This is a genomic window from Phenylobacterium sp., from assembly GCF_031360265.1.
In the GTDB taxonomy this organism is placed as follows: Bacteria; Pseudomonadota; Alphaproteobacteria; order Caulobacterales; family Caulobacteraceae; genus Phenylobacterium.
Genome location: NZ_JANMBF010000097.1, coordinates 1 through 19,678 on the forward strand (window position 1 = coordinate 1; position 19,678 = coordinate 19,678).

17 protein-coding genes and 1 tRNA gene are annotated in these 19,678 nt (G+C 70.5%); 6 read left to right on the plus strand and 12 right to left on the minus strand.

Annotated features, from left to right (window positions below; all coding sequences use genetic code 11):
- The 5 genes from RMN86_RS08320 to RMN86_RS08340 all read right to left on the minus strand — a co-directional run.
- A partial coding sequence (locus tag RMN86_RS08320) for a class I SAM-dependent methyltransferase (protein ID WP_405041333.1) occupies nucleotides 1–185 on the minus strand: 185 nt, incomplete at its 3' end.
- Nucleotides 182–1,243: a CDP-glucose 4,6-dehydratase gene (rfbG, locus tag RMN86_RS08325; protein WP_309605368.1), complete on the minus strand. Its 1,062-nt coding sequence runs from the start codon at nucleotides 1,241–1,243 to the stop codon at nucleotides 182–184. The genes RMN86_RS08320 and rfbG, both read right to left, overlap by 4 nt.
- Nucleotides 1,231–1,998 (minus strand): glucose-1-phosphate cytidylyltransferase, encoded by a 768-nt coding sequence (gene rfbF, locus RMN86_RS08330; protein WP_309605369.1) that lies wholly within the window; start codon nucleotides 1,996–1,998, stop codon nucleotides 1,231–1,233. The genes rfbG and rfbF overlap by 13 nt, the downstream gene beginning before the upstream one ends.
- A gap of 183 nt (nucleotides 1,999–2,181) precedes the next feature.
- A complete protein-coding gene (locus tag RMN86_RS08335; RefSeq protein WP_309605370.1) occupies nucleotides 2,182–2,493 on the minus strand; it encodes a GIY-YIG nuclease family protein in 312 nt (103 codons plus the stop codon).
- Between the two features lie 76 nt (nucleotides 2,494–2,569).
- The gene (locus tag RMN86_RS08340; RefSeq protein ID WP_309605371.1) at nucleotides 2,570–3,256 is read right to left on the minus strand and encodes an alpha/beta fold hydrolase; all 687 of its coding nucleotides are present in this window, start codon (nucleotides 3,254–3,256) and stop codon (nucleotides 2,570–2,572) included.
- Nucleotides 3,257–3,344: 88 nt separating this feature from the next.
- Between RMN86_RS08340 and RMN86_RS08345 the strand changes: the two genes are divergently transcribed.
- Both RMN86_RS08345 and RMN86_RS08350 read left to right on the plus strand, forming a co-directional pair.
- A complete protein-coding gene (locus RMN86_RS08345) occupies nucleotides 3,345–4,088 on the plus strand; it encodes a sulfotransferase domain-containing protein (protein ID WP_309605372.1) in 744 nt (247 codons plus the stop codon).
- Nucleotides 4,089–4,240: 152 nt separating this feature from the next.
- Nucleotides 4,241–5,239, plus strand: coding sequence for a M23 family metallopeptidase (locus tag RMN86_RS08350; protein ID WP_309605373.1), 999 nt, complete (start codon nucleotides 4,241–4,243; stop codon nucleotides 5,237–5,239).
- Between the two features lie 77 nt (nucleotides 5,240–5,316).
- Here the strand turns inward: RMN86_RS08350 and RMN86_RS08355 are convergent, their stop codons facing one another.
- From RMN86_RS08355 to RMN86_RS08365, 3 genes are all read right to left on the minus strand, one after another.
- Nucleotides 5,317–7,200, minus strand: coding sequence for a calcium-binding protein (locus tag RMN86_RS08355; protein WP_309605374.1), 1,884 nt, complete (start codon nucleotides 7,198–7,200; stop codon nucleotides 5,317–5,319).
- Between the two features lie 213 nt (nucleotides 7,201–7,413).
- Entirely contained in the window at nucleotides 7,414–8,787 is a 1,374-nt protein-coding gene (locus tag RMN86_RS08360; protein ID WP_309605375.1) for an HlyD family type I secretion periplasmic adaptor subunit, read from the minus strand.
- Nucleotides 8,784–10,511: a type I secretion system permease/ATPase gene (locus tag RMN86_RS08365; protein WP_309605376.1), complete on the minus strand. Its 1,728-nt coding sequence runs from the start codon at nucleotides 10,509–10,511 to the stop codon at nucleotides 8,784–8,786. The genes RMN86_RS08360 and RMN86_RS08365 overlap by 4 nt, the downstream gene beginning before the upstream one ends.
- A gap of 226 nt (nucleotides 10,512–10,737) precedes the next feature.
- Here RMN86_RS08365 and RMN86_RS08370 point away from each other — a divergent pair, with 226 nt between their 5' ends.
- Nucleotides 10,738–11,484, plus strand: a complete 747-nt coding sequence (locus RMN86_RS08370) for a DUF6270 domain-containing protein (RefSeq protein ID WP_309605377.1) — start codon at nucleotides 10,738–10,740, stop codon at nucleotides 11,482–11,484.
- Here RMN86_RS08370 and RMN86_RS08375 read toward each other — a convergent pair.
- From RMN86_RS08375 to RMN86_RS08385, 3 genes are all read right to left on the minus strand, one after another.
- Nucleotides 11,481–12,707: a hypothetical protein gene (locus RMN86_RS08375; protein WP_309605378.1), complete on the minus strand. Its 1,227-nt coding sequence runs from the start codon at nucleotides 12,705–12,707 to the stop codon at nucleotides 11,481–11,483. The two genes, RMN86_RS08370 and RMN86_RS08375, sit on opposite strands and share 4 nt — an antisense overlap.
- 109 nt (nucleotides 12,708–12,816) lie before the next feature.
- Nucleotides 12,817–13,842 carry a hypothetical protein gene (locus RMN86_RS08380; protein WP_309605379.1) on the minus strand — a complete coding sequence of 342 codons (1,026 nt, stop codon included), beginning with the start codon at nucleotides 13,840–13,842 and terminating at the stop codon, nucleotides 12,817–12,819.
- Complete coding sequence (locus tag RMN86_RS08385) at nucleotides 13,839–15,800, minus strand: hypothetical protein (RefSeq protein ID WP_309605380.1); 1,962 nt, start codon at nucleotides 15,798–15,800, stop codon at nucleotides 13,839–13,841. Before RMN86_RS08385 ends, RMN86_RS08380 begins: the two co-directional genes overlap by 4 nt.
- Before the next feature lie 158 nt (nucleotides 15,801–15,958).
- Here RMN86_RS08385 and RMN86_RS08390 point away from each other — a divergent pair, with 158 nt between their 5' ends.
- Entirely contained in the window at nucleotides 15,959–17,029 is a 1,071-nt protein-coding gene (locus tag RMN86_RS08390; protein ID WP_309605381.1) for a hypothetical protein, read from the plus strand.
- On the opposite strand, the gene RMN86_RS08395 is transcribed toward RMN86_RS08390, so the two are convergent.
- Nucleotides 17,009–18,406 (minus strand): hypothetical protein, encoded by a 1,398-nt coding sequence (locus RMN86_RS08395; protein WP_309605382.1) that lies wholly within the window; start codon nucleotides 18,404–18,406, stop codon nucleotides 17,009–17,011. The genes RMN86_RS08390 and RMN86_RS08395 overlap by 21 nt on opposite strands.
- 140 nt (nucleotides 18,407–18,546) lie before the next feature.
- On the opposite strand from RMN86_RS08395, the gene RMN86_RS08400 reads away from it, so the two are divergent.
- Both RMN86_RS08400 and RMN86_RS08405 read left to right on the plus strand, forming a co-directional pair.
- Nucleotides 18,547–19,299, plus strand: coding sequence for a class I SAM-dependent methyltransferase (locus RMN86_RS08400; RefSeq protein ID WP_309605383.1), 753 nt, complete (start codon nucleotides 18,547–18,549; stop codon nucleotides 19,297–19,299).
- A gap of 207 nt (nucleotides 19,300–19,506) precedes the next feature.
- Nucleotides 19,507–19,583 (plus strand) — tRNA-Arg (locus tag RMN86_RS08405).
- Nucleotides 19,584–19,678 lie beyond the last annotated feature (95 nt).

Consider the following 19,678-nt stretch of genomic DNA (forward strand, 5'->3'; position numbering starts at 1 on the left):
GGGACGGCGTCATCGGCCTGCACCAGGAAGCATTGGTGGCAGACCCGCACGTGCAATGGATAAGACGCCTCGGTCCCGGCGGCGAGCTGCTCGGCGGTCAGGTAGCTGTTGGCAAGGGGCTGGCGGCCGAGATCCAGGAACGTGTGGATCAGCGGGGTCTTGCAGAAGCGGCAGGTGGGGGTCATGCGCCGCCTTCGTAGGCCGCGATCTGGGCGCGGCACAAGGCCAGGGCGTCCTCCCCGCTCGCCTGGCGGCGATACCAGTCCATGGTCTGGGCGACAGCCGCCGGCGCTTCCAGCCGGCTCTCGAAGGCGAGCACGCGCTTGGCCAGGCTGGCGTCGATCGCCAGGGCGCCGGCTTCCAGCGACCGAGGGTCGGGCTCATGGCGCCAAGGCTGGGCGCCCAGGGCCTCGACGCCCAGAGACGCAAGCGCCCCGACCGTGACGGCCTCGCCGCCGGGACGGGTGCCGAAATTCAGGGCGCGCGGCGTCGCCGGGTCGCTGGCCAGGGCCTGCAGATAGATCAGGTATCCGGCCACGCAATCGAGCACATGCTGCCAGGGCCGCGTCGCCTGCGGATGGCGCAGCACCACGGGCTCGCCGGCCGCTGCGGCGCGGACAATGTCGGCGACGATGCGGTCGCGGGAGAAGTCGCCGCCGCCGATCACATTGCCGCCGCGTGCGGTGGCGAGCGTCACGCCAGCCGGGGCGAAATAGCTTTGCGCAAAGCTCGCGGCGACGATCTCGGTGGCGGCCTTGGAGGCGGAATAGGGATCCTTGCCCCCCAGGCGATCGCCCTCGGCGAAGGCGCGGCCCTGTTCGGTGTTGGCGTAGACCTTGTCCGAGGTGACCGCCAGCACGGCCCGCAAGGTCGTCTGGGCCCGCAGCGCCTGCAACAGGTGAACGGTTCCCATGACGTTGCTGGCGAAGGTGGCCACCGGGTCGGCGATCGCCGTGCGCACGATCGGCTGGGCGGCCATGTGCAGTACGAGATCGAACGACCTGCCGGCCAACGCCGCCTCGACGGCCGCCGCGTCGCGCAGGTCGACGATCAGCGAGGTGGTCAGGGCCTCGACCCCGGCCAGGTCGAACAGGCTGGGCGTCTGGTCCGGCGCGAGCGCCAGCCCGGTGACGTCGGCCCCCAGCCGCGCCAGCCAGATCGCCGCCCAGGATCCCTTGAAGCCGGTGTGGCCGGTCAGCAGGACCCGCTTGTCCCGCCAGAACCCGGGATCTAGCGCCGCCACGGCGCCTCGCCGGAGGCCCACAGCGTCTCGAGGTTGTTCTTGTCGCGCAGCGTGTCCATGGCCGCCCAGAAACCGTCGTGACGATAGGCGGCCAGCTCGCCGTCGCGGGCCAGGGCCTCCAGCGGCCCGGATTCGAAGATCGTCGCGTCGTCCTCAATACGCGCCAGCACGCTCGGCTCCAGCACGAAGAAGCCGCCGTTGATCAGACCGTTGTCGCCCGGCGGCTTTTCGATGAACCGTTGCACCCGCCCGGCCTCGATCTCCAGCGCTCCATAGCGACCGGGGGGCGCCACGGCGGTCACCGTGGCTTGCCGGCCCTGCGCCCGATGGAAGGCGGCGAGCGCGGCCAGGTCGATGTCGGCCACCCCATCGCCATAGGTCAGGAAGAACGGCTCGTCCTTGTCGAGGTAGCGCGCCACGCGCTTGACCCGACCGCCGGTCATGGTCGCCTCGCCGGTATCAACCAGGGTCACCCGCCAGGGCTCGTGCTTGGTGGCGTGGTACTCGGTGACCCCGCGCGCCAGGTCCACGGTCAGGTCGGCGTTGTGCAGCACATAGTTGGCGAAATATTCCTTCACCACATAGCCCTTGTACCCCAGGCAGACGATGAAGTCGTTGAAGCCATAGTGCGCGTAGAGCTTCATGATGTGCCACAGGATCGGCCGCCCGCCGATCTCGATCATCGGCTTGGGCTTGAGGTGGCTTTCTTCGGAGATGCGTGTGCCAAGGCCACCCGCCAGGATCACCGTCTTCATGAATTCTCCCACCCGGCCCCGGCACCCCCCGCCCTCTTACAGCGGACGCCGCCGGCGTTGAAGCCCGATCCGTTGCGTGAGCGCCGATGGTGTTGACGGGCCGTCATTGCGTTTCCTACTGGGTCCCGGATCGGCTCTTCGGCCGTCCGGGATGACAGGGGTTTGGGGGGGCGGAGGCTGGGGCTACTCATGAAAGGTGAGGTAGAGGTCCAGCCATTGCGGATTTAGCTTCTCGATCAGCTCCAGCTTCCAGGCCCGCCGCCAGCGCTTGATCCGTTTCTCGGCGGTTATGGCTTCGTCGGCGGTCGGGAAATCCTCGTACCAGACGAGGTGTTTGACGGCATATTTCGTCGTGAAGCCCGGGATAAGCCCTTCACGGTGTTCATAGACCCGGCGCGCCAGATTGCCGGTCATGCCGACGTGGAGCGTGCCGTTGCGCCGGCTGGCCAGAAATAGACATAGTATGTCCGCTCCACGCCCAACCTTAACTGTCATCCCAGCCGCAGCGAAGCGGAGCGCCGGGACCCAGGAACAACCGCACGGCAGAACGGTTCCGAGGGATTGAGGGGTTCTACGGCGACGACAGGTAGCCGTGGCGCAGCATGAAGGCGCGCGAGGTCGCCATCACCCCCTCGGGATTGTGGTCCAGCAGGGTGTGGCCGCCGGCGATGCGGTGCGCCTCGACGAAGGGGTGGCGGGCATAGGCGGCGAAGTCCTCGTCGGTCAACAGGCTGGGCTCCGGGCTGACATCGCGCTCCGGCAACAGGGGCTCCAGGCCGGCCAGCACCAGGGTGGGCGCCTGGATACGGTCCAGCGCCCAGTGGAACGGGGCCTCGAACATCCTTTCCAGCGCCGGATCGATCTCAGTCCCGCGCGCCCTGGCCTGGCGGATCGTGCGGTGCAGGGGCCACAGCTGGCGCACGGACAGTGGCGGCTCGACAGCGATCAACGCCCGGTAGGGCAGCGCCATGGCGACGATCGCTCCCAGGCTCTCGGCGAGGATCAGCGGCGGGCGTGGAAGGACGGCGATCATCTCGCCAAGGCCGCGGACCCAGGCCGCCAGCGTTGTCTCGGAAAAATCGGGGGCGCCGCTGTGTCCCGGCAGGTGGACGAACCCCAGGCCCGGAATGCGCTCGCGCCAGGAGATCAGCTGGTCCGCGCGGCGCTTGAACCCGTGGAACAGCAGCACGTTCGGGCTGGGGGTGTCCGCCGTGAAGACGCTTCTGCCCTCGCGGGTCTCCACCACATAGTTGCGCAAACGGGTCTCCGGGCGGCGGCGCACGATCGGGGGCGACCTTAGCGGACTTTCGGCTTGCCAGAACAGCGCCGACGCCCGATCCAGACTGATGGCTGAAGACCTTCGCGTCGCCTTCATCGTCGCCGGCGTGCAGAAGGCCGGCACCACGGCCCTGTTCGACCATCTGGGCGAGGAGCCGGGGGTGACGCTGGCCGCGACCAAGGAGGTGCACTTCTTCGACGACGAGGCGCGCGACTGGGACGCGCCGGACTATGGCGCCTATCACGCGAACTTTCCGCCGGCGGACGGACGGCTGCGCGGTGAGGCGACGCCGATCTATCTCTACTGGCCAGGCAGCCTGGAGCGGATCAGGATCTACAACCCGGGCGTCAGGCTGGTCGTTCTGCTGCGCGATCCGGTGGCGCGGGCCTGGTCGCACTGGCGGATGGAGACCGCGCGCGGCGCGGAGACCCACCCCTTCGCCTGGTGCATCCGCCAGGGGCGCCAACGGCTGTTCGAGGCCGCGCCCTGGGGCCATCACCGGGAATATTCCTATGTGGAGCGGGGGTTCTATGGCGAGCAGATCGAGCGCCTGCTGGGCCTGTTTCCCCAGGGCCAGCTGCTGATCCTGCGCGCCGAGGACCTGCGCGCGGACCCCGGCGTGGCGCTGGGCTCGGTGCGGGGCTTCCTGGGTCTGGCGCCGGGCGGGGCGCCTGCCCGCCGGGAGGTCCACGTCGGCCAGGATGGACCCGCGGGCTCGGAGCCGACGGCGGCCGACGTCGCCTATCTGCGGGGCGTCTATGCCCACGACCAGGATCGGTTGGCGGCGATGACGGGGGTGCGGTACCGCTGAGGCCACAGTTTCGTCGCGGCCGGGCGCGAGCCTGGCCGCTTGGATTGGCGCAATTTCGCTCCTGCATCGTCATTCGCCGCCTTGTGCGGGGAGTGACGACGAATCGGGGAGAGGCGGTTGCACCGCGCCGACCGCCCTGGAGGATCAACCGCATGCGCCTGTCCGCCCTGGCCGCGACCGCGACGCTGATGCTTGGCGGGTGGCTGGGCGCCGCGCGGGCCGACGCCGCCGCCCCCAGCCTGGCCTTTCCGCTGGCCTGCGAGATCGGCCGGGACTGCGAGATCCAGCACTATTTCGATCGGGACCCGGGGCCTGGCGTCCTGGACTATCGCTGCGGCCAGCGCACCTATCAGGGGCACGACGGGCTGGACATCCGGCTCAAGGACCTGGCCGAGGAACGTGCAGGGATCGCGGTTCTGGCCGCCGCGGCGGGGCGGGTGGCCGGCCTCAGGGACGGGCAGCCGGACATCTCGATCCGCGCGCCGGGGGCGGCGTCGGTGGCCGGCAAGGAATGCGGCAACGGGGTGGTGGTCGATCATGGCGCCGGCTGGGTCACCCAATACTGCCACCTGGCGCGGGGCAGCGTGCGGGTGAAGGTGGGCGAGGCGGTGGCGGCCGGCCAGCCGCTGGGCCGCGTGGGCCTGTCGGGCGATACCGAGTTCCCCCACCTGCACCTGACCGTTCGACATGACGGGCGCGCGGTGGACCCATTCTCACCAGAACCGGGTGCGGCGCCGGGAAGCTGCGTGGCGCGGTCGCCGCTGTGGGACGCCGCGGCGCTGCGCCGGTTGGCCTACAAGCCCGGGGCCGTGCTGAACACCGGCTTCACCACGGCGGCGGTGGACAACGGGGGGATCGAGGCCGGCGGCCTGCCGGCGCCGGATCTGGCCGCCCCGGCCCTGGTGGCCTACGTCCGGCTGATCGAGCTTGAGGCCGGCGATCGGGTCGAGCTGATCCTGACGGGGCCGGATGGAGCCGTGCTGCGGCGGACCCTGGCTGCGCCGCTGGACCGGCAGAAGGCCCAGTATTTCGCCTACCTCGGTGCCCCGCGCCCCGTGGCTGGGTGGCGGCGCGGGACCTATGGGGCGCAGGTGCGCGTCTTGCGGGCCGGCCACACCGCCATCACCCGGAGCTGGACCATCGGGCTCTGAGGCGGCGACGGTCGTTTCCCCAAAAGAAAAGGGCCGCCCGGAGGGCGGCCCTAGACCTTGTCTGTCGACGTCGAGGCTTAGTGGATGATGTTGGCGCCGGAGATGTCGGCGAGCGTCCGACCCACCAGCACGATACCATCCGAGGCCGAGTTGGTGCCCGCGATGTCCGCGAACACCACCACGTCGGCCCCGATCTGGACCGCGACATAGTTCACCACGCCACCGGCGAGTTGAGCATTGGCCGCGGCCAGGCCCGACGCGTAGTCGGGCGTGGTGATTTCCAGATAGTCCGCGCCATCGACCGAAGCCGTCGTGCCGGCGCCGAACGCGAGCGTGTCGGTGGAGCCCCAATCCTTGATCTGATCGAGAGCGCCCGGGGTTACGCCGGAGTTGCCAGCCGCGAACACGAAGACGTCGTTGCCGCCGCCGCCGGTGAGGAAGTCGGTGCCCGCCCCGCCAGTGATGGTGTCGTTACCCGCGCCGCCGGTGATGGTGTCGGAGCCCGCGCCGCCCGACAGGACGTTGCTGCCATCACCGCCGGTGATGATGTCATTGCCCGCGCCGCCGGCAACCGTGTCGTCGCCCGCGCCGCCGGAGAGCGTCTGGGCCCCCAGAGCCGCGGAAGCGTCGATGCTGTCGTTGCCGTCACCGCCGGAAATGTTGCTGGCCCCGTGATTGGCGCCTTCGGTGATCGTGTCGTTGCCAGCGCCACCGGTGACGGTGTCGTTGAACCCAGCGCCGGCGGCCGTGGTGCTGCCCCCGGTGAGCGCGATCGAGTCGTTGCCGTCGCCGCCGTCGATGAGGTTCTTGCCGCCGGCGTCGGTGATCACGTCATTGCCGGAGCCGCCGGCGATGGTGTCGGACTGGAGGCTGCCGGTGATGGTGTCGTTGCCGGCGCCGCCGTCGATATTGCCCGCGCCAGCGCCAGAGATGCTGATGCTGTCGTTGCCGTCCTCGCCGCGCATGGTCATGACGTCGCCAGCGCCGGTGCCGGTGGCGGTGAGGGTGTCGTTGCCCAGGTTGCCGTTGAGGACGTCGGAGCCGCCGCCGGAGCTGGTGATCACGTCGTCGCCCTGGCCACCCAGGAGGGTATCGACCCCGGTGCTCGACGAGGTGATCGTGTCGTCGCCCATGTTGCCAGCGACAAAGTTGGCGCCCGCGCCCGACACGTCGATGGTGTCATTGCCGTCGCCGCCGGTGATGGAGTTGTTGCCGCCCCCGCCGACGATGGCGTCATTGCCCGCGCCACCGTCGATGGTGTCGTTGCCGCCCACGCCGGTCAGCGAGTCATTGCCGTCGCCGCCGGAGATGCTGTTGTTGCCCGTGCCGCCGGTGACGGTGTCGTTGCCGAGGTCGCCGCTGAGGATATCACCGCCGTTGCCGCCGCTGATGCTGTCGTTGCCCTTGCCGCCCAGCAGCGTGTTGGCGCTGGTGCTGCCGGTGGCGACGATAGTGTCGTTGCCGAGGTTGCCCTGGGCGAAATTGCTGCCCGCGGCGACATCGATGCTGTCGTCACCCTGGCCGCCGAAGATGGTGTCGTTGCCGGCGCCGCCGTTCAGCGAATCGTTGCCCGCGTTGCCCTGCAGCAGGTCATTGCCGGCGCCGCCGCTGAGCGTGTCGTCTCCGGCGCCGCCGAACATGCCGTCGTTGAAGGCCGTGCCGGCCGTGGGTGTGTCGGCGGCCGGCGTGCCGATGTAGAGGTTGGAGCCGTCCGGGAACACCACCGCGCCGTTGACCGGGATGTCGCCTTCGCCGGCCAGGCCCGGGCCGAACACCACGGCCCGACCGGTCGTGTTGTCGATCAGCGAGATGGTCGCGGTGCTGGTCGCCGTCGCCGCATTGTAGAGCACGGTCATCAACGAACCCGAAGACGCCGCATTGGCGAACACCAGAGTGTCGGTGCCGGCGGCGAAGGTCAGCGCCTGCCCCGCGGTGATCGTTTCAAAGAAATAAGTCGCCATAGATCTCTCCAGTCTGTGTCACACGAACCCCCGGCAACTCTGGCCCCCATCCCCGATGGGGCAGCCGCGGCGGTCCATTTGTCCCAAGCGCCATAGCGTGGCTGCGGCGAAGGTTATACGAGCCCGAGGCGAGAGGTATCGGAAGCCCACAATTTACGCAACAGCAAAAAGCCCTTGAAAACCTGAGTTTGGGGCCCTGTCACCAAGACGCATCTATTGATCGTGCAGCGCATCGCGCAGGGTGTCGGTGATCGGTGAAATCAGCGAGCCCATGACCGTCCTGGCGCCGGTGACGATCATCGCCTGGGCCGGCATGCCAGGCGTGATCTGGGTTCCCTTGCCAAGCTTCATCAGCTCCTTGGGATCGACCCGAAGGTCGACGCGATAGAAGGCTACGCCCGTCTTTTCATTGGTCATTTTGTCGGCGGACACCAGCATCACCTTTGCTTCCAGCGGCGAGTTCCAGCGCTGGTTGAGGCCGGTGAAGCGGACCCGGGCCGGCATCCCGACGCGGACTTCATTGACGTCTTCGGGCTTGATCAGGGCAGTGACGATCAGCGGCGCGTTGGCCGGCACCACGTCCATCAGAAGCTCGCCTGGCGCGGTGATTCCGCCCAGCGTGAACTGGGTCAGGTTGAAGACATATCCGTCCACCGGCGAGCGCACCACGGTGGCGTTCAGGGTCTCCCGGGCGGTGGTGAGTCGCGGCACGGCGTCGGCCAGGCGTGACTGGGCGTCGCGCAGGCCGTCGGCGGCCTGGCTGGTGCGGGTGTCGCGGGCCGCGACCATCTGCATGCGGGTCTCGCCCATCTGCTGGCGCAGGCGGGCGATGTCGGCCAGCAGCGAGCCCTTGCGCCCGTCGAGGTCGGCGATCGAGCGCTGATAGCGCAGGATCAGCGGCCTGGGCGCGAATCCCTTGTCATAGAGGGTCTGATAGCCGGCCATTTCCTCGGCGGTCAGCCGGCGCTGCTCATCGACCGAGGCGACCTGCGCCTGCTGGCCCTCGATCTGGGTCTGCAACTGGCCGATCCGCTCGTTGAGCACCGAATTCTGGCTCTGATAGAGCTGCGTGCGGGTGGTGAACAGGAACTGCTGGTCGCGAATCATGCCGGCGACGCGCGGATCGGACATACGCGCCATCAGGTCGGCGGGAAACGCCGGCGCGGGCCGGCCCGTGGCCTCGGCGATGAGCCGCGCGGCCTGGGCCTCGAAGGAATCGACCTGGTTCTGGTAGACGTCGGTGGCGGCGCGCGCCTCGACATCGCTGAACACGATCATCGGCTGGCCGGCGCGCACATGCTGGCCTTCCCGCACCAGGATCTGGCGGACCGTGCCGCTTTCCTTGTGGCGGATGGTCTTGCGGTTGGCCTCCACCCGCACCTCGCCCTGGGCGGTGATGCCGGTGGCCAGCGGGCTGAGCGAGGCCCACAGCGTCAGGCCGAGCACCAGGATGGCGATGACCATGCCGCCGATGATCATCGGCCGGCGCATCCGCCGCCGCAGGATCGGATCGACCGGCAGCCGGTCGTCGCCGCCGAAGCTGGGGACGACGTAGGACGAACGGACCGGCGTCAGGTCGAGTTTCATCGTCCGGCCTCCACGGCGCGGACCTCGGTGGGTTTCATCAGGCGGGCCATCACCTGCTCGCGCGGACCGAACAGCTCGATCCGGCCGTCGCGCAGCACCAGCATCTTGTCGGCGGCGCGGAAGATCGAGGGCTTGTGGGAGATGATCACCACCGTCGCGCCATTGGCCTTCATGGCGTCGAGCGCCCGCAGCAGGGCGTCCTCGCCCTCAGCGTCGAGGCTGGCGTTGGGCTCGTCGAGCACGATGAACGCCGGGTTGCCGAGCATGGTGCGCGCCAGGCCGACGCGCTGGCGCTGGCCGGCCGAGAGCGTATGGCCGCCGTCGCCGACGTCGGTCTCATAGCCGCGGGGCAGCCGCAGGATCAGGTCGTGGACCCCGGCCAGCCGGGCGGCGGTGACCACCTCCTCGTCGCTGACGTCGGTGCGGAAGCGGGCGATGTTGTCGCGGATGGTGCCGGCGAACAGCTCGGTGTCCTGCGGCAGGTAGCCGACATGGCGGCCGAAGTCGGCGCGATCCCAGGTGAACACGTCGGCGCCGTCCAGCCGGACCACGCCGTTGAGCGGCCGCCAGATGCCCACCAGCAGCCGGGCCAGTGTCGACTTGCCGGCGCCGGACGGGCCGATGACGCCCAGGGTCTCGCCTGGCTCGATGCCGAAATTGATGTTCCCGAGCAACAGCTTGGGGGCGCCTTGCGGGGCGTAGTTGACACCCTCGACCTGCAGCTTGCCGGCCGGTCGGGGGAGCGCGGTGGCGGGGGCGGCGACCTCGGCCTTGGACAACAGCGCCATCAGCCGGCCATGCGCGCGAACCATGTTGTTCAAGGGATCCCACGAGCCGACGATCTTCTCGATCGGCTGCAGGGCGCGGCTGGCCAGGATCATGTTGGCGAACAGCATCCCCTGGTGGATCTTGCCCTTCAGGATCAGGTAGGCGCCGACCGCGATGATCAGCACCTGGATACCCATCCGCACCGCCTTGATGATGTCGGTGAAGGTGTTGGAGGTCTCCGACGCCGACGCGCCGCGCTCGATGGCCACGGCGCGGTGCCCGGCCCAGGAGGCGCCCAGGGTCGGCAGCATGCCCATGGCGCGCACCACCTCGCCGTTGCGCAGGGCCGCGTCGGTGAAGGCGTAGCTGCGCAGCTGGCCGTCGCCGGCGTCCTTCATGATCGGCCGGATGGTGCGCTCCTGCAGCAGCGCCAGGCCCAGCAGCACCAGCGCGCCGACCGTGGTCACCAGGCCCACCGAGGGGTCGATCAGGTAGAGCGCGCCGATGAACACCGGGATCCAGGGGACATCGAAGAAGGCCGCAGCGGCGATGCCGGTCAGGGTCTGGCGAAACTGGTCCAGGTCGCGCAGCGCCTGGGTCCTGGCGCTGGGATCGCCGCGCACCGAGGCGTCGAACAGGGCCGAGAACACCTGGCCCGAGACCCGCTGGTCGAGGATCACGCCGTAGTTGATGAGGATGCGGGCGCGATAGTCGTCGATCACGCTGGACACGGCGAAGACGAACAGCGTCACCACCGTCAGCACGATCAGCGTCGGGATGTTCTGGCTGACCAGGACCCGCCCATAGATCTGATAGGTGTAGAGCGGCAGCGCCAGATAGAGGACGTTGGAAAAGAAACTGAACCCCGCGGCCACGGCGAACGGATGCTTGCCCTCGGCAAGGGCGCGCGTCAGGACGTTGTCCGGTTGGTTGGTAAGGAAGCTGAATATCTTCATGCGCGCCGAGCTGTGTCGTCCGTCCGTGCCGCCAATAGGATTAAGACGTGGCTAAGAAAGCTGGACGCGGGTCGCCCGCGCCGATCTGTCGCCCCTTGGCCCGGAACGCTCCGAGACATGCTTGGGGGCCTCGTCGATGTCAATCTCGCCCCTGCATCCGCGCCCACGCACCGTGTTAGATGCGCGCGCGACAGGCGCCGTGGCGGCGCCGGCGCCGGGAGGTGGGATGTCTAGGGTCGCCATTCTGGGCAGCTGCATAAGCCGCGATGTGTGGCGGTTCCGTGGCGAGATGGGGGCGGGCGCGCCGACGGACCTGCTCTACATCTCCAGGACCAGCCTCCCGAGCCTTTTTGCCACACCCCTGGCGGGGTTCCGCGCCGCCGCCCGGCCGCCCGGCGGACTGCGGCCGCAACCGCACCGCGCCCTGGTCGCCGACCTGCGCAAGACCGCGCTGGCCAGCCTCGTGGCCTTCCGGCCGACCCACCTGATCGTCGACTTCATCGATGAGCGGTTCGACCTCTTGTCAGCGGGCGGGACGCTGGTCGCCGACAGCTGGGAGCTGGAGGCCAGCGGCTATCGCCGGCAGCCGGCCCTGCGCGCCGCGCGCCCGATTCCCAGGCTCTCGGCCGCCTGCGAGCGCCTGTGGCTGGAAGCCGCCGGCGAGTTCGCCGCCCTGATCCGCGCCACGCCCCTGGCCGGCGCCAGCCTGATCCTGCACGGCGCGCGCTGGGCGGCGCTGGCCGATGTCGAGATCCTGCCTGGCGTCACCGCCGACACCGGCGCGCACAACGACCTGCTGGCCCGCTATGAGGCGGCGTTCACCGCCCTGATGCCGCCGATGGCGCGGGTCGAGGCGCCGGACCTGCGCGTGGCGGACCCGGCCCACCGGTGGGGCCTTAGCCCCTTTCACTATGGGCAGGACTACTATGCCGAAATCTGGCGCCAGCTCGCGGCGCTGGGAGTCGGCGGCTAACCCTTGCCGCCCTTGCGCGCCCAGTGCTCCAGCGGAGTCATGCCCCGGGCCACCAGGTCCGGGCTCTGCGCCAGATAGGCGGCGTTGGGGAAGCCGGGGCGCGATTCGGCCACCGCCCAGGCGCCGCCCTGCAGGTAGTCGACCAGCGGATTGACCGCCGGGTCGAGCGCCGCGCCACGGGCGGCCACATAGTGGGCCAGGTCGAACCAGGGGCCGGGGTTGCGGCCCTCGGCGGCGCCGCCCGTGACAAAGTGGGCGAGCGGTTCGAAGCCGGCCTGGGCCACGTCGGGGTTCTCCTCCAGATACCCGCGCGGATCGAACAGCGGGTGCGGCGTCAGTCCCTCGCGCCAGCCTGTGGCGACATAGTGGACCAGGGGCGCAACCTCGGCCGCCTGGCGCGGCATCTGGCCGCGATACCAGGCCGGATCGAACAACGGATGCGGCGTCAGCCCCTCGCGCCAGCCCGCGCGGACATAGTGCGAGACCAGGTCCTCCCCGGGCTCCGGCGCCGGCAGCTGGCCAGCGTAGTGGGCCAGGTCGAACAGCGGGTGCGGATCGCGGCCCCGCGCGGCGCCTTCGCCGACGAAGTGTTCGAGCTCCGACAGGCCCGAGCCGTTGAGCTCGGCGGCGTTGCGCTGGCGGTAATAGGCCGGGTCGACCAGAGGGTGCGGCGCATGGCCAGCCGCCGCGCCCAGGGTCAGGTAGTGCGCCAGCGGCGAAAGGCCCGACCCGGCGGCCTGTGGATAGGTCGCCAGATACCAGGCCTGGTCGAACAGCGCCCGCGGCCGCGCCGTGGGATCGGCGCGCCGACGGGCATAGGCGGCGATGTCCGCGAGCTCGCCGCCGCGCCAGAGACCCGAGCCGGCGATCAGCCACGCGTGTCCCATCGGGCCCAGCCGCGCCAGCAGTCGGCGCAGCAAACGCACCGTGCGGCCGGGTCGCCGCGGCGCCTGGCGCTGGGCGTCGTGGAAGTGCAGCGCCGCGGCGTGGCGGCGCAGTTGCGCCTGCGCCAGGGCGCGGCCGGCCAGCGCCTCGCCGAGCGCGCGGGTCAGGTCGGTGCGGGTCAGCGCCTCGCGCACCTGAGCCTGCTGGACCAGGCGATGGGTCAGCGCCAGGTCGCCGCGCAGATCGCCCACCAGCCGGCCCACCGCGGCGGCCTTGGCGGCGACGCCCAGGGGGCGCGGCGGGGCTGGGTCGCGAAATTTGGCGGGGGTCTTGGCCAAGCTTGCGGCCGCGACGCGCGCGCGACCCCTCCGGTTGAAGTGTCAGGCTCTCTCGGGCGCGGGCCGGCGCCTGTCAAGACGCGCCGCGGCCGGGCGGGGTGGGGCGCGGCTAAAGGTTCTCGCGCTCCAGCCACTGGCGATAGCCGCCGCCCCCCGCCCGGAAGGGGTCGGGAAAGGCCGCCTGCAGGTCGTCGCGCTGGCGATACAGCAGCCGGTGCGCCTTCTCGATCGGCACGCCGTCGGAATAGCTGCCATAGGCCCACCAGCGCGGCGGGATGGACGGCTCGGTCACCGCGGCCACCTGGCGCTTGTACCAGCTCCAGATCTCGTAGACCGGGAAGTTCTCGCCGGCGTACCGGCGGGTCATGATGTCGCCCAGCGGGCCGAGCTTGGTGAAATGCCAGAAGCGCAGCGGTGCGCCATTGACGGTGATCGCCCCATCCTTGCCGACCGCCACGGTGCGCCGGCTGAGGTTCCAGCTGGCGACATTGTAGCCGGGGTCGCGCAGCACCTTGACCTTGTCGAACAGGGCCGGGACGTGATCGCACCAGCGCTGATCGACGAACATCCCATTGGCCATGTCGTCATAGCACCAGTCGAGCAGCCGATCGTTCCACCAGCGGGCGAACCGGGCGCCCTCGCCGGTGGTGCGGATGGCGACGAACCCCAGGTTGAAGATCCCCGTGCGCGAGGCCGAAAGATCGTTGTCACGGATCGCCGCCGGATCGTCGTTGGGGTCGATCAGGTGCGGGGTGAGCACGATGTCGTGGGCTTCCAGCAGGGCCTCCAGCGGCGCCAGGCTGGCGAACAGGGCGGTGTCCGGATCGAGATAGATCACCGCCTCGGCGCCCGACGCGCAGGCCTGGTGGAGGAACGGTCCCTTCACCGCCGTGCAGACCTCGACGACGTCGTGCTTGAACAGCCAGCCGGCGAAATCCGGCACCCCCAGATCGTCGGCCCAGACCACCCGGTCGAACGGCTCGCGGGCCGGATCGAAGTCGAACCCCGGCGGCGGCCGGTCGGTGATCAGGGCCACGGTCTCCCAGTCGGGATGGAAACGCCGCACGGTCTGGAACAGCACCCGCGCCCGGTTCAGGTAGGAGAAGGTGAAGCTGGAATAGCAGACGACCCTCACGCCGCGCCCTCCAGCAGGTCGACGGTGAGGCCGCTGAACGCCAGGTCGTAGAGCCAGGGCCGGCGGCGCGCGCGCGCCAGCTCGGCGAGCTCGCCGGACTCCAGCAGCGCGGCCAGCGCCGCCTCGTCGGCCAGCACCCGACCGTGCCCTGAGCTTTCGACGAAGGCCGCGACATTGCCGCTGTCGGGGCCGGTGACCACCGCGGCCCCGCCTGCCGCCGCTTCGTAGGCCGTGAACGAAAACGTCTCGCGGCACAACGGCCAGACCAGCACCGCGTCGATCTCCAGGCGCTCGATGGCGTCCTGCATGGCGCGTGGCCGGGCGTCCGTCACCACGACCCTGTGGAAGGCCAGCGGCAGCCCGCCGGGGGTGCGTCCGCCCAGGTGCAGGAACGCATAGCGCGGGTCGCCCTGGTGTTTCAGCACCAGCCGGCGGAACAGCTCCCAGCCCTTGTGCGCCACCGGCATGCCCGCGAAGGCCAGGCGCAGTGGCCGGTCGGCCGGGGTCGGCGGCGCCGGCGCGCGATCCACCAGCACGGCGTGCGGCAGGATCACCTCGCCCACCGCCGGATAGGTCCAACTCGCCTTCCACAGATCCAGGGTCGGCTGTGAGGGGCTGACGACCGTCAGGGCCAGGCGTTCGAACAGCCGCGCGTGCTCCGCCAGATGCCGCGCCCGCCATGGGCCGTAGACACAGATGCCGCAGGCCGGGCTCCGCGGCGGCGGGGCGGCGCAGTCCTCCACGTCGTTGCGCAACAGGTGGAACCCGGCGCAGAGGCTGGCGAAATCGTGCAGCCAGAAGAAGCCCGCGCCCAGTCCGGCCGCCGCGATGATGTCGGCGGTCTCGTCGGCGGCGTGACCGAGCAGGCTGTGGATGGCGAAACTGCGCCGGCCGGGCGCGGCGCCGGCGGCAGCCTTGCGAAGCGCCGTGGCCACCGTCCTTGGCGCGAACACCCCCAGCGCCTTGCCGTTGAGCAGGACGCCCAGATGGCCCCCCTCCCCCCGCGTCCGCACCACCGGCCACGGCCGGGCGGGAAAGATGTGCAGATGGTCGCGGCCGAGCGCGGCGATCCGCGCCCCTTCCCGCTGCAGGCAAAGCTGCACGCCGCCGGTGTTGGTGGTGTAGTCGTCGTGGCTGACCGTGATGTGCAGGTCGGCCAGTCCGGTCCGGGCGCCGGCGAGCGCCTTGGCCAGCACAGCCGCGGTCTCCGGCTTGACCCGCGCCGCGGCCCGCGTCGCCGCCGCCACCCGCGCGTCCAGCGGAACCAGCCGCCTGATTATCTCGTAGCGGAAGCCCAGGTCGGCGCGTCCGACCCGGCCCTCCGTCCGTCCGACGCTGAGGAAATGGACGAAGGGATTGACGTCGTCGGCGGCGACGTCGGGATAGGTTTCCAGGTAGTCCTTCACCGAGAAGGCCGCGTTCGGGTCGCGCGCCTCGCGCCAGCCGATCTCCAGGAAGTGATCCAGCGGATCGAGCGCGGCCCTGGCCACGTCGGCATTGCCGGCCAGGTAGAAGGTCGCGTCGAATTCGCGCGCCGCCAATGCGCGATCTCGCAGCCGCGCCTCGGCCGCCCGCGCCAGGTCGGCGGCGCCCTGGTCGGCGGCGATCAGCGCCTCGAAGCTCCAGGCGGGCTCGCGGCCGCGGCGCGCCTGGCGCAGCAGATAGTCGTCCGCCCGCTCCGACCGGACCACCTCGCGGCCCTCGCGGCTGCCGACGGTCAGATAGTGATGCAGCGGGTTCCAGCCGGCCTTGGCCACCTCCGGATAGGCCGCCAGATAGCCGCGTGTGGAGAACCAGGGCGCCGGGTCGCGCCCCTCGCGCCAGCCGATCTCGGCATAGTGGCGGATCGGATCGACGGCGACGAGATCGAGGTCCGGGTTGACCGCGCGGTAGAAGGTCCCGTCGAGCGCGGTTGCGATCGCCCGATGCACCTCGGAAACTGGGCCCCTGGCGGCCATGCGGCATAGGTTCCCGTGCTGCGGCCCCGTCGGTCCGCGGGCTGTGTGCTACAGATGCCCGGAGCGATCAACCGGCGCTGGGTCCTTGGGGGCTCTTGCGCGCCACCCCCACCGCCCTTAGAGCCAGGGTCTGACGAGGGTTGCGACCGGACCTTGCGATGACCACCGCCCCAGCCGCGAGCCCGGCCACCCAGGCGGCCACCGGAACGCCCGGCGATACGCCGCGGCGCACCGCCTATCTGGTGCTGGGTATGCACCGCTCGGGCACCTCGGCGGTGACCCAGATGCTGGCGCTGGCCGGAGCCGCGCTGCCCGAAAACGTCATGGCCGGCGACGAGCACAACGCCAAGGGCTACTTCGAGCCCTGGAAGATCGCTATCCTCAACGACGGCCGCCTGCGGGCCGGCGGCGCGGCGTGGGACGACATCTTCGCCTTTCCGTTCCGACCGCTGGCGCCCAAGACCGAGCGCGGCTGGCTGAACCGCGCCGAAACGCTGTTCGAGGACGAGTTCGGCGAGGCCGCCTGTCCGCTGCTGAAGGACCCGCGGGTGACGGTGCTGATGCCGTTCTGGCGCCAGGTGCTGGCCGACCTCGAGGTGGCCGCCCGCTGCGTCATCCCGGTGCGCCACCCGATGGCCGTGGCCGGCTCTCTGGCGCGGCGCAACGGCTTTGCGCCGGAGAAGTCGGTGCTCCTGTGGAGCGCCTACATGCTGGCGGCCGAGGCCTATACCCGCGACCTGCCTCGCGCCTTCGTCAGCTACGACGGCCTGCTCGGCGACTGGCGGGCCGAGGTCGCCCGAATCGAGGCGGCCCACGGCGCGCCGCTGCCCGACCTGTCGCCCCGCGCCGGCAAGGCGATCGACAGATTCCTGACCCCGGATCTGCGCCACAATGGCGCCGAGGCCGGCCTGAAGGACCTCGGCTGGGCGGGTGAGCTTACGGCCTCGGTCCTGCGCTGGTTCGAGACAGCCGCCACGGGCGCCGCGCCGGATGTGGCCGCCCTGGATCGCGCCGCCCAGGATCTGGCGCGGCGGGCCCGCGATGTCGGCGTGCTGATCTCGCCGGTGACCCGCGATCTCGATCTGGCCCGCGCCGAGGTTCTGGACCTGCGCCAGCGCCTGGCGTTCGAGCGCGCCCGGACCCTGCGCCTGCAGGCCGAGCTGGACGCCCTTAGCCGCGAGGGCCTGGACGCCGCCCTCAGGCTGGACTCAATCCTCGCAGACGGCTGAGACCTTGCGCCAGCGCGGCGGGTCGAGCGCGGCATACAGTGCCCCCGCCATGGCCGCGAGATCGAGCAGGTAGAGATAGCGATAGTCGCAGGCGACCGAGATCACGAAGAAGCTGGCGGTAAAGGCCAGCGTCCCGGCCAGCAGCGCCACGAACACCCCGTCGACGGGGTCGCCGCGGCGCAGCAGCAACACGATCACCGCGACGGCGACGATCGCCCAGGTCAGGTGCGAATAGACCGGCGTGCCGTAGAACCGCCGCGCATAGTCGGCCAGGCCCTGGTCCTGGATGTCGATGCCCGCCTGCAGGTTCAGGGCTTTCAGCATCGCCTCCGGACCGGCGACCCCCACCTGCACCGGCAGGCACTGGGCCAGGTCCGGGGTCAGGAAGGTCCAGCGGAACACGTCGGCCCGCTGCAGCAGATAGGCCGCCGGATAGTGGACGACGATGCGGCGCCACTGGGCGTGCATGGCCGCGTCCGGCACATGCCAGAGCGCCCGGCGATAGACCGGGTCGAGGTCGAGGGTGTCCACCCGGGCGGCGGAATAGTGCTGCCTCGCCTGGGCCTCGATCAGAGCCGCGGCGGCCGGATCGACCTTGGCGATCTCCTTCAGCCGCAGACGGGGGTGGTGCGCCTTGGCGCCGACCACGTCGTAGTGTTCGAGGATCAGCGAGGCGGGGCGCGGCGTCGGCCCCCCCTGCGGCGGCTGGGCGATCTGGTTGATCCCGAGCGCCAGCAGGCCCACCGCCGCCAGCCCGCCGAGACCCCAGGCGAGGCTGGCACGCCATCCGCCCTGGCGCACGGTCCAGGCCAGCGCGCCGGCGGCCGCGACCACCAGGACCAGGCCGTTCTGCCGAACCAGGGCCGCCAGGGCCAGGCAGACCAGCGCCCCGACTAGCGTCCCGACCCGCGCCAGGATCGGCGGGCGCGGGCCCCACCCCCTGGCGACATGGGCGATGAGGATGAACCCCGCCAGCGTCAGGTTGGCGAACAAGACGTCACGCCAGACGATGCCCTGATAGATCAGCACCTGCGGGGTCAGCAGCGCCAGCACCCCCAGCCCGACCGCCAGCCATGTCGCCCGGGGCCGCAGCCGGGTCAGCGACATCAGGCTGAAAAACAGCAGCGCCGCCGAGGCGGTCACATAGAGCCCGGTCCCGGCCACCAGGCTGTCGAACAGCTTGAGTATCCACGACGACACCGCCGGCGCCCAGGTCTGGCGAACCCCCGTGCGGGCCTCGGTCAGCGCCACCACCGAATCCAGTGACATCTGCCCCGGCACATTTGCCGCCAGCGTCGCCAGCAGGCCCCCGGCCATGACGATGCGGAACGCCGCGCCCGCGCCGCCGCCCCGCCGCGTCTCGACCGCCTCGCCCAATGCCCGCCTCGCTCGCCAACCGTCCCTGCGTAGGTAAAAGGCCGCCCACGCCATGGGAAGCGGCAAAAGCCCTGTGGCGCCGCGTGGACGCTTGCTAAGGGTGCGCGGATCTGAGTTTGCGGGCGGCGGAGGAAATTTCGATGGGCGGGGCGCGCGACCTTGCGGCCGTACTCGCGCGCTTCCCCAAGACGCGCCCGGTCCTGCCGCCGAAGCTGCGGGCTATCTACGTCCGCCAGTATCAGGAGAACCGGGCGGGCGCGACGCCGGCCGCCTCGGCTTCGCAGCGGCTGGAACGCTGGCTGCACCGCCAGGTCGCCGCCGACGCGGTCGCCGGCCCGCCGCGCGCGACGCTGGAGATCGGGGCCGGCACGCTGAACCAGCTGGCGTTCGAGCCGCCGAACGAGGCCTATGACATCGTCGAGCCGTTCGCCGAACTCTACCGCGACTCACCGCTGAAGGGCCGCGTCCGTGGCGTCTTCGCCGACATTCACCAGATCCCCGCCGGTCGCAGCTACGACCGGATCACCAGCGCCGCGGCGCTGGAGCACATCTGCGACCTGCCCCGGGTGCTGGCCCGCGCCACGCGGCTGCTGACCCCCGACGGGTGCTTCCGCGCGGCGATCCCCAGCGAGGGTGGATTTCTCTGGAAACTGGGCTGGATGTGCACGACGGGCCTGGAGTTCCGCCTGCGCCACGGCCTCGACTACGGCCTGATGATGGCCCACGAACATGTCAACGACGCCTTCGACATCGAGACCCTGGTCCGCGCCCTGTTCGAGGAGGTCGAGGTCAGGAGCTTCGGCCTCGGCCGCCAGCTCTCGCTCTACCGCTTCCTCGCCGCCCGCCGGCCCCGGCTGGACGTGGCGGCGGCGTGGGAGGCGAGGTTCGGCTAGCAGGGGCCAGCCGGGGCGCGGACGGGTCTCGCGCGGCGCCGCGCCCGCTCGATGCGGGGCCACTCCGGGTCTGGCGACGATCCGAACCGGTCCCCCTGGGAGCGAAGGACTCCGGCCAATTCGCCGGCCGCCAACATACCGCCGCGCGCCAGCTTGCGCTTTGCCCGATCCGCGACTAGGTTCCGCGCCCTCGCCGTCAGGCGGTGCGCGCCCGTAGCTCAGCTGGATAGAGCATCAGACTACGAATCTGAGGGTCGGACGTTCGAATCGTTCCGGGCGCGCCAATTTTCTGGACTTTTGTCTGGATATAACAATAAAAACAATATCCTGGCGAATAGCCACCCACGCGGTCAAGTCACACTGTGCCTCAGCTCCCGGC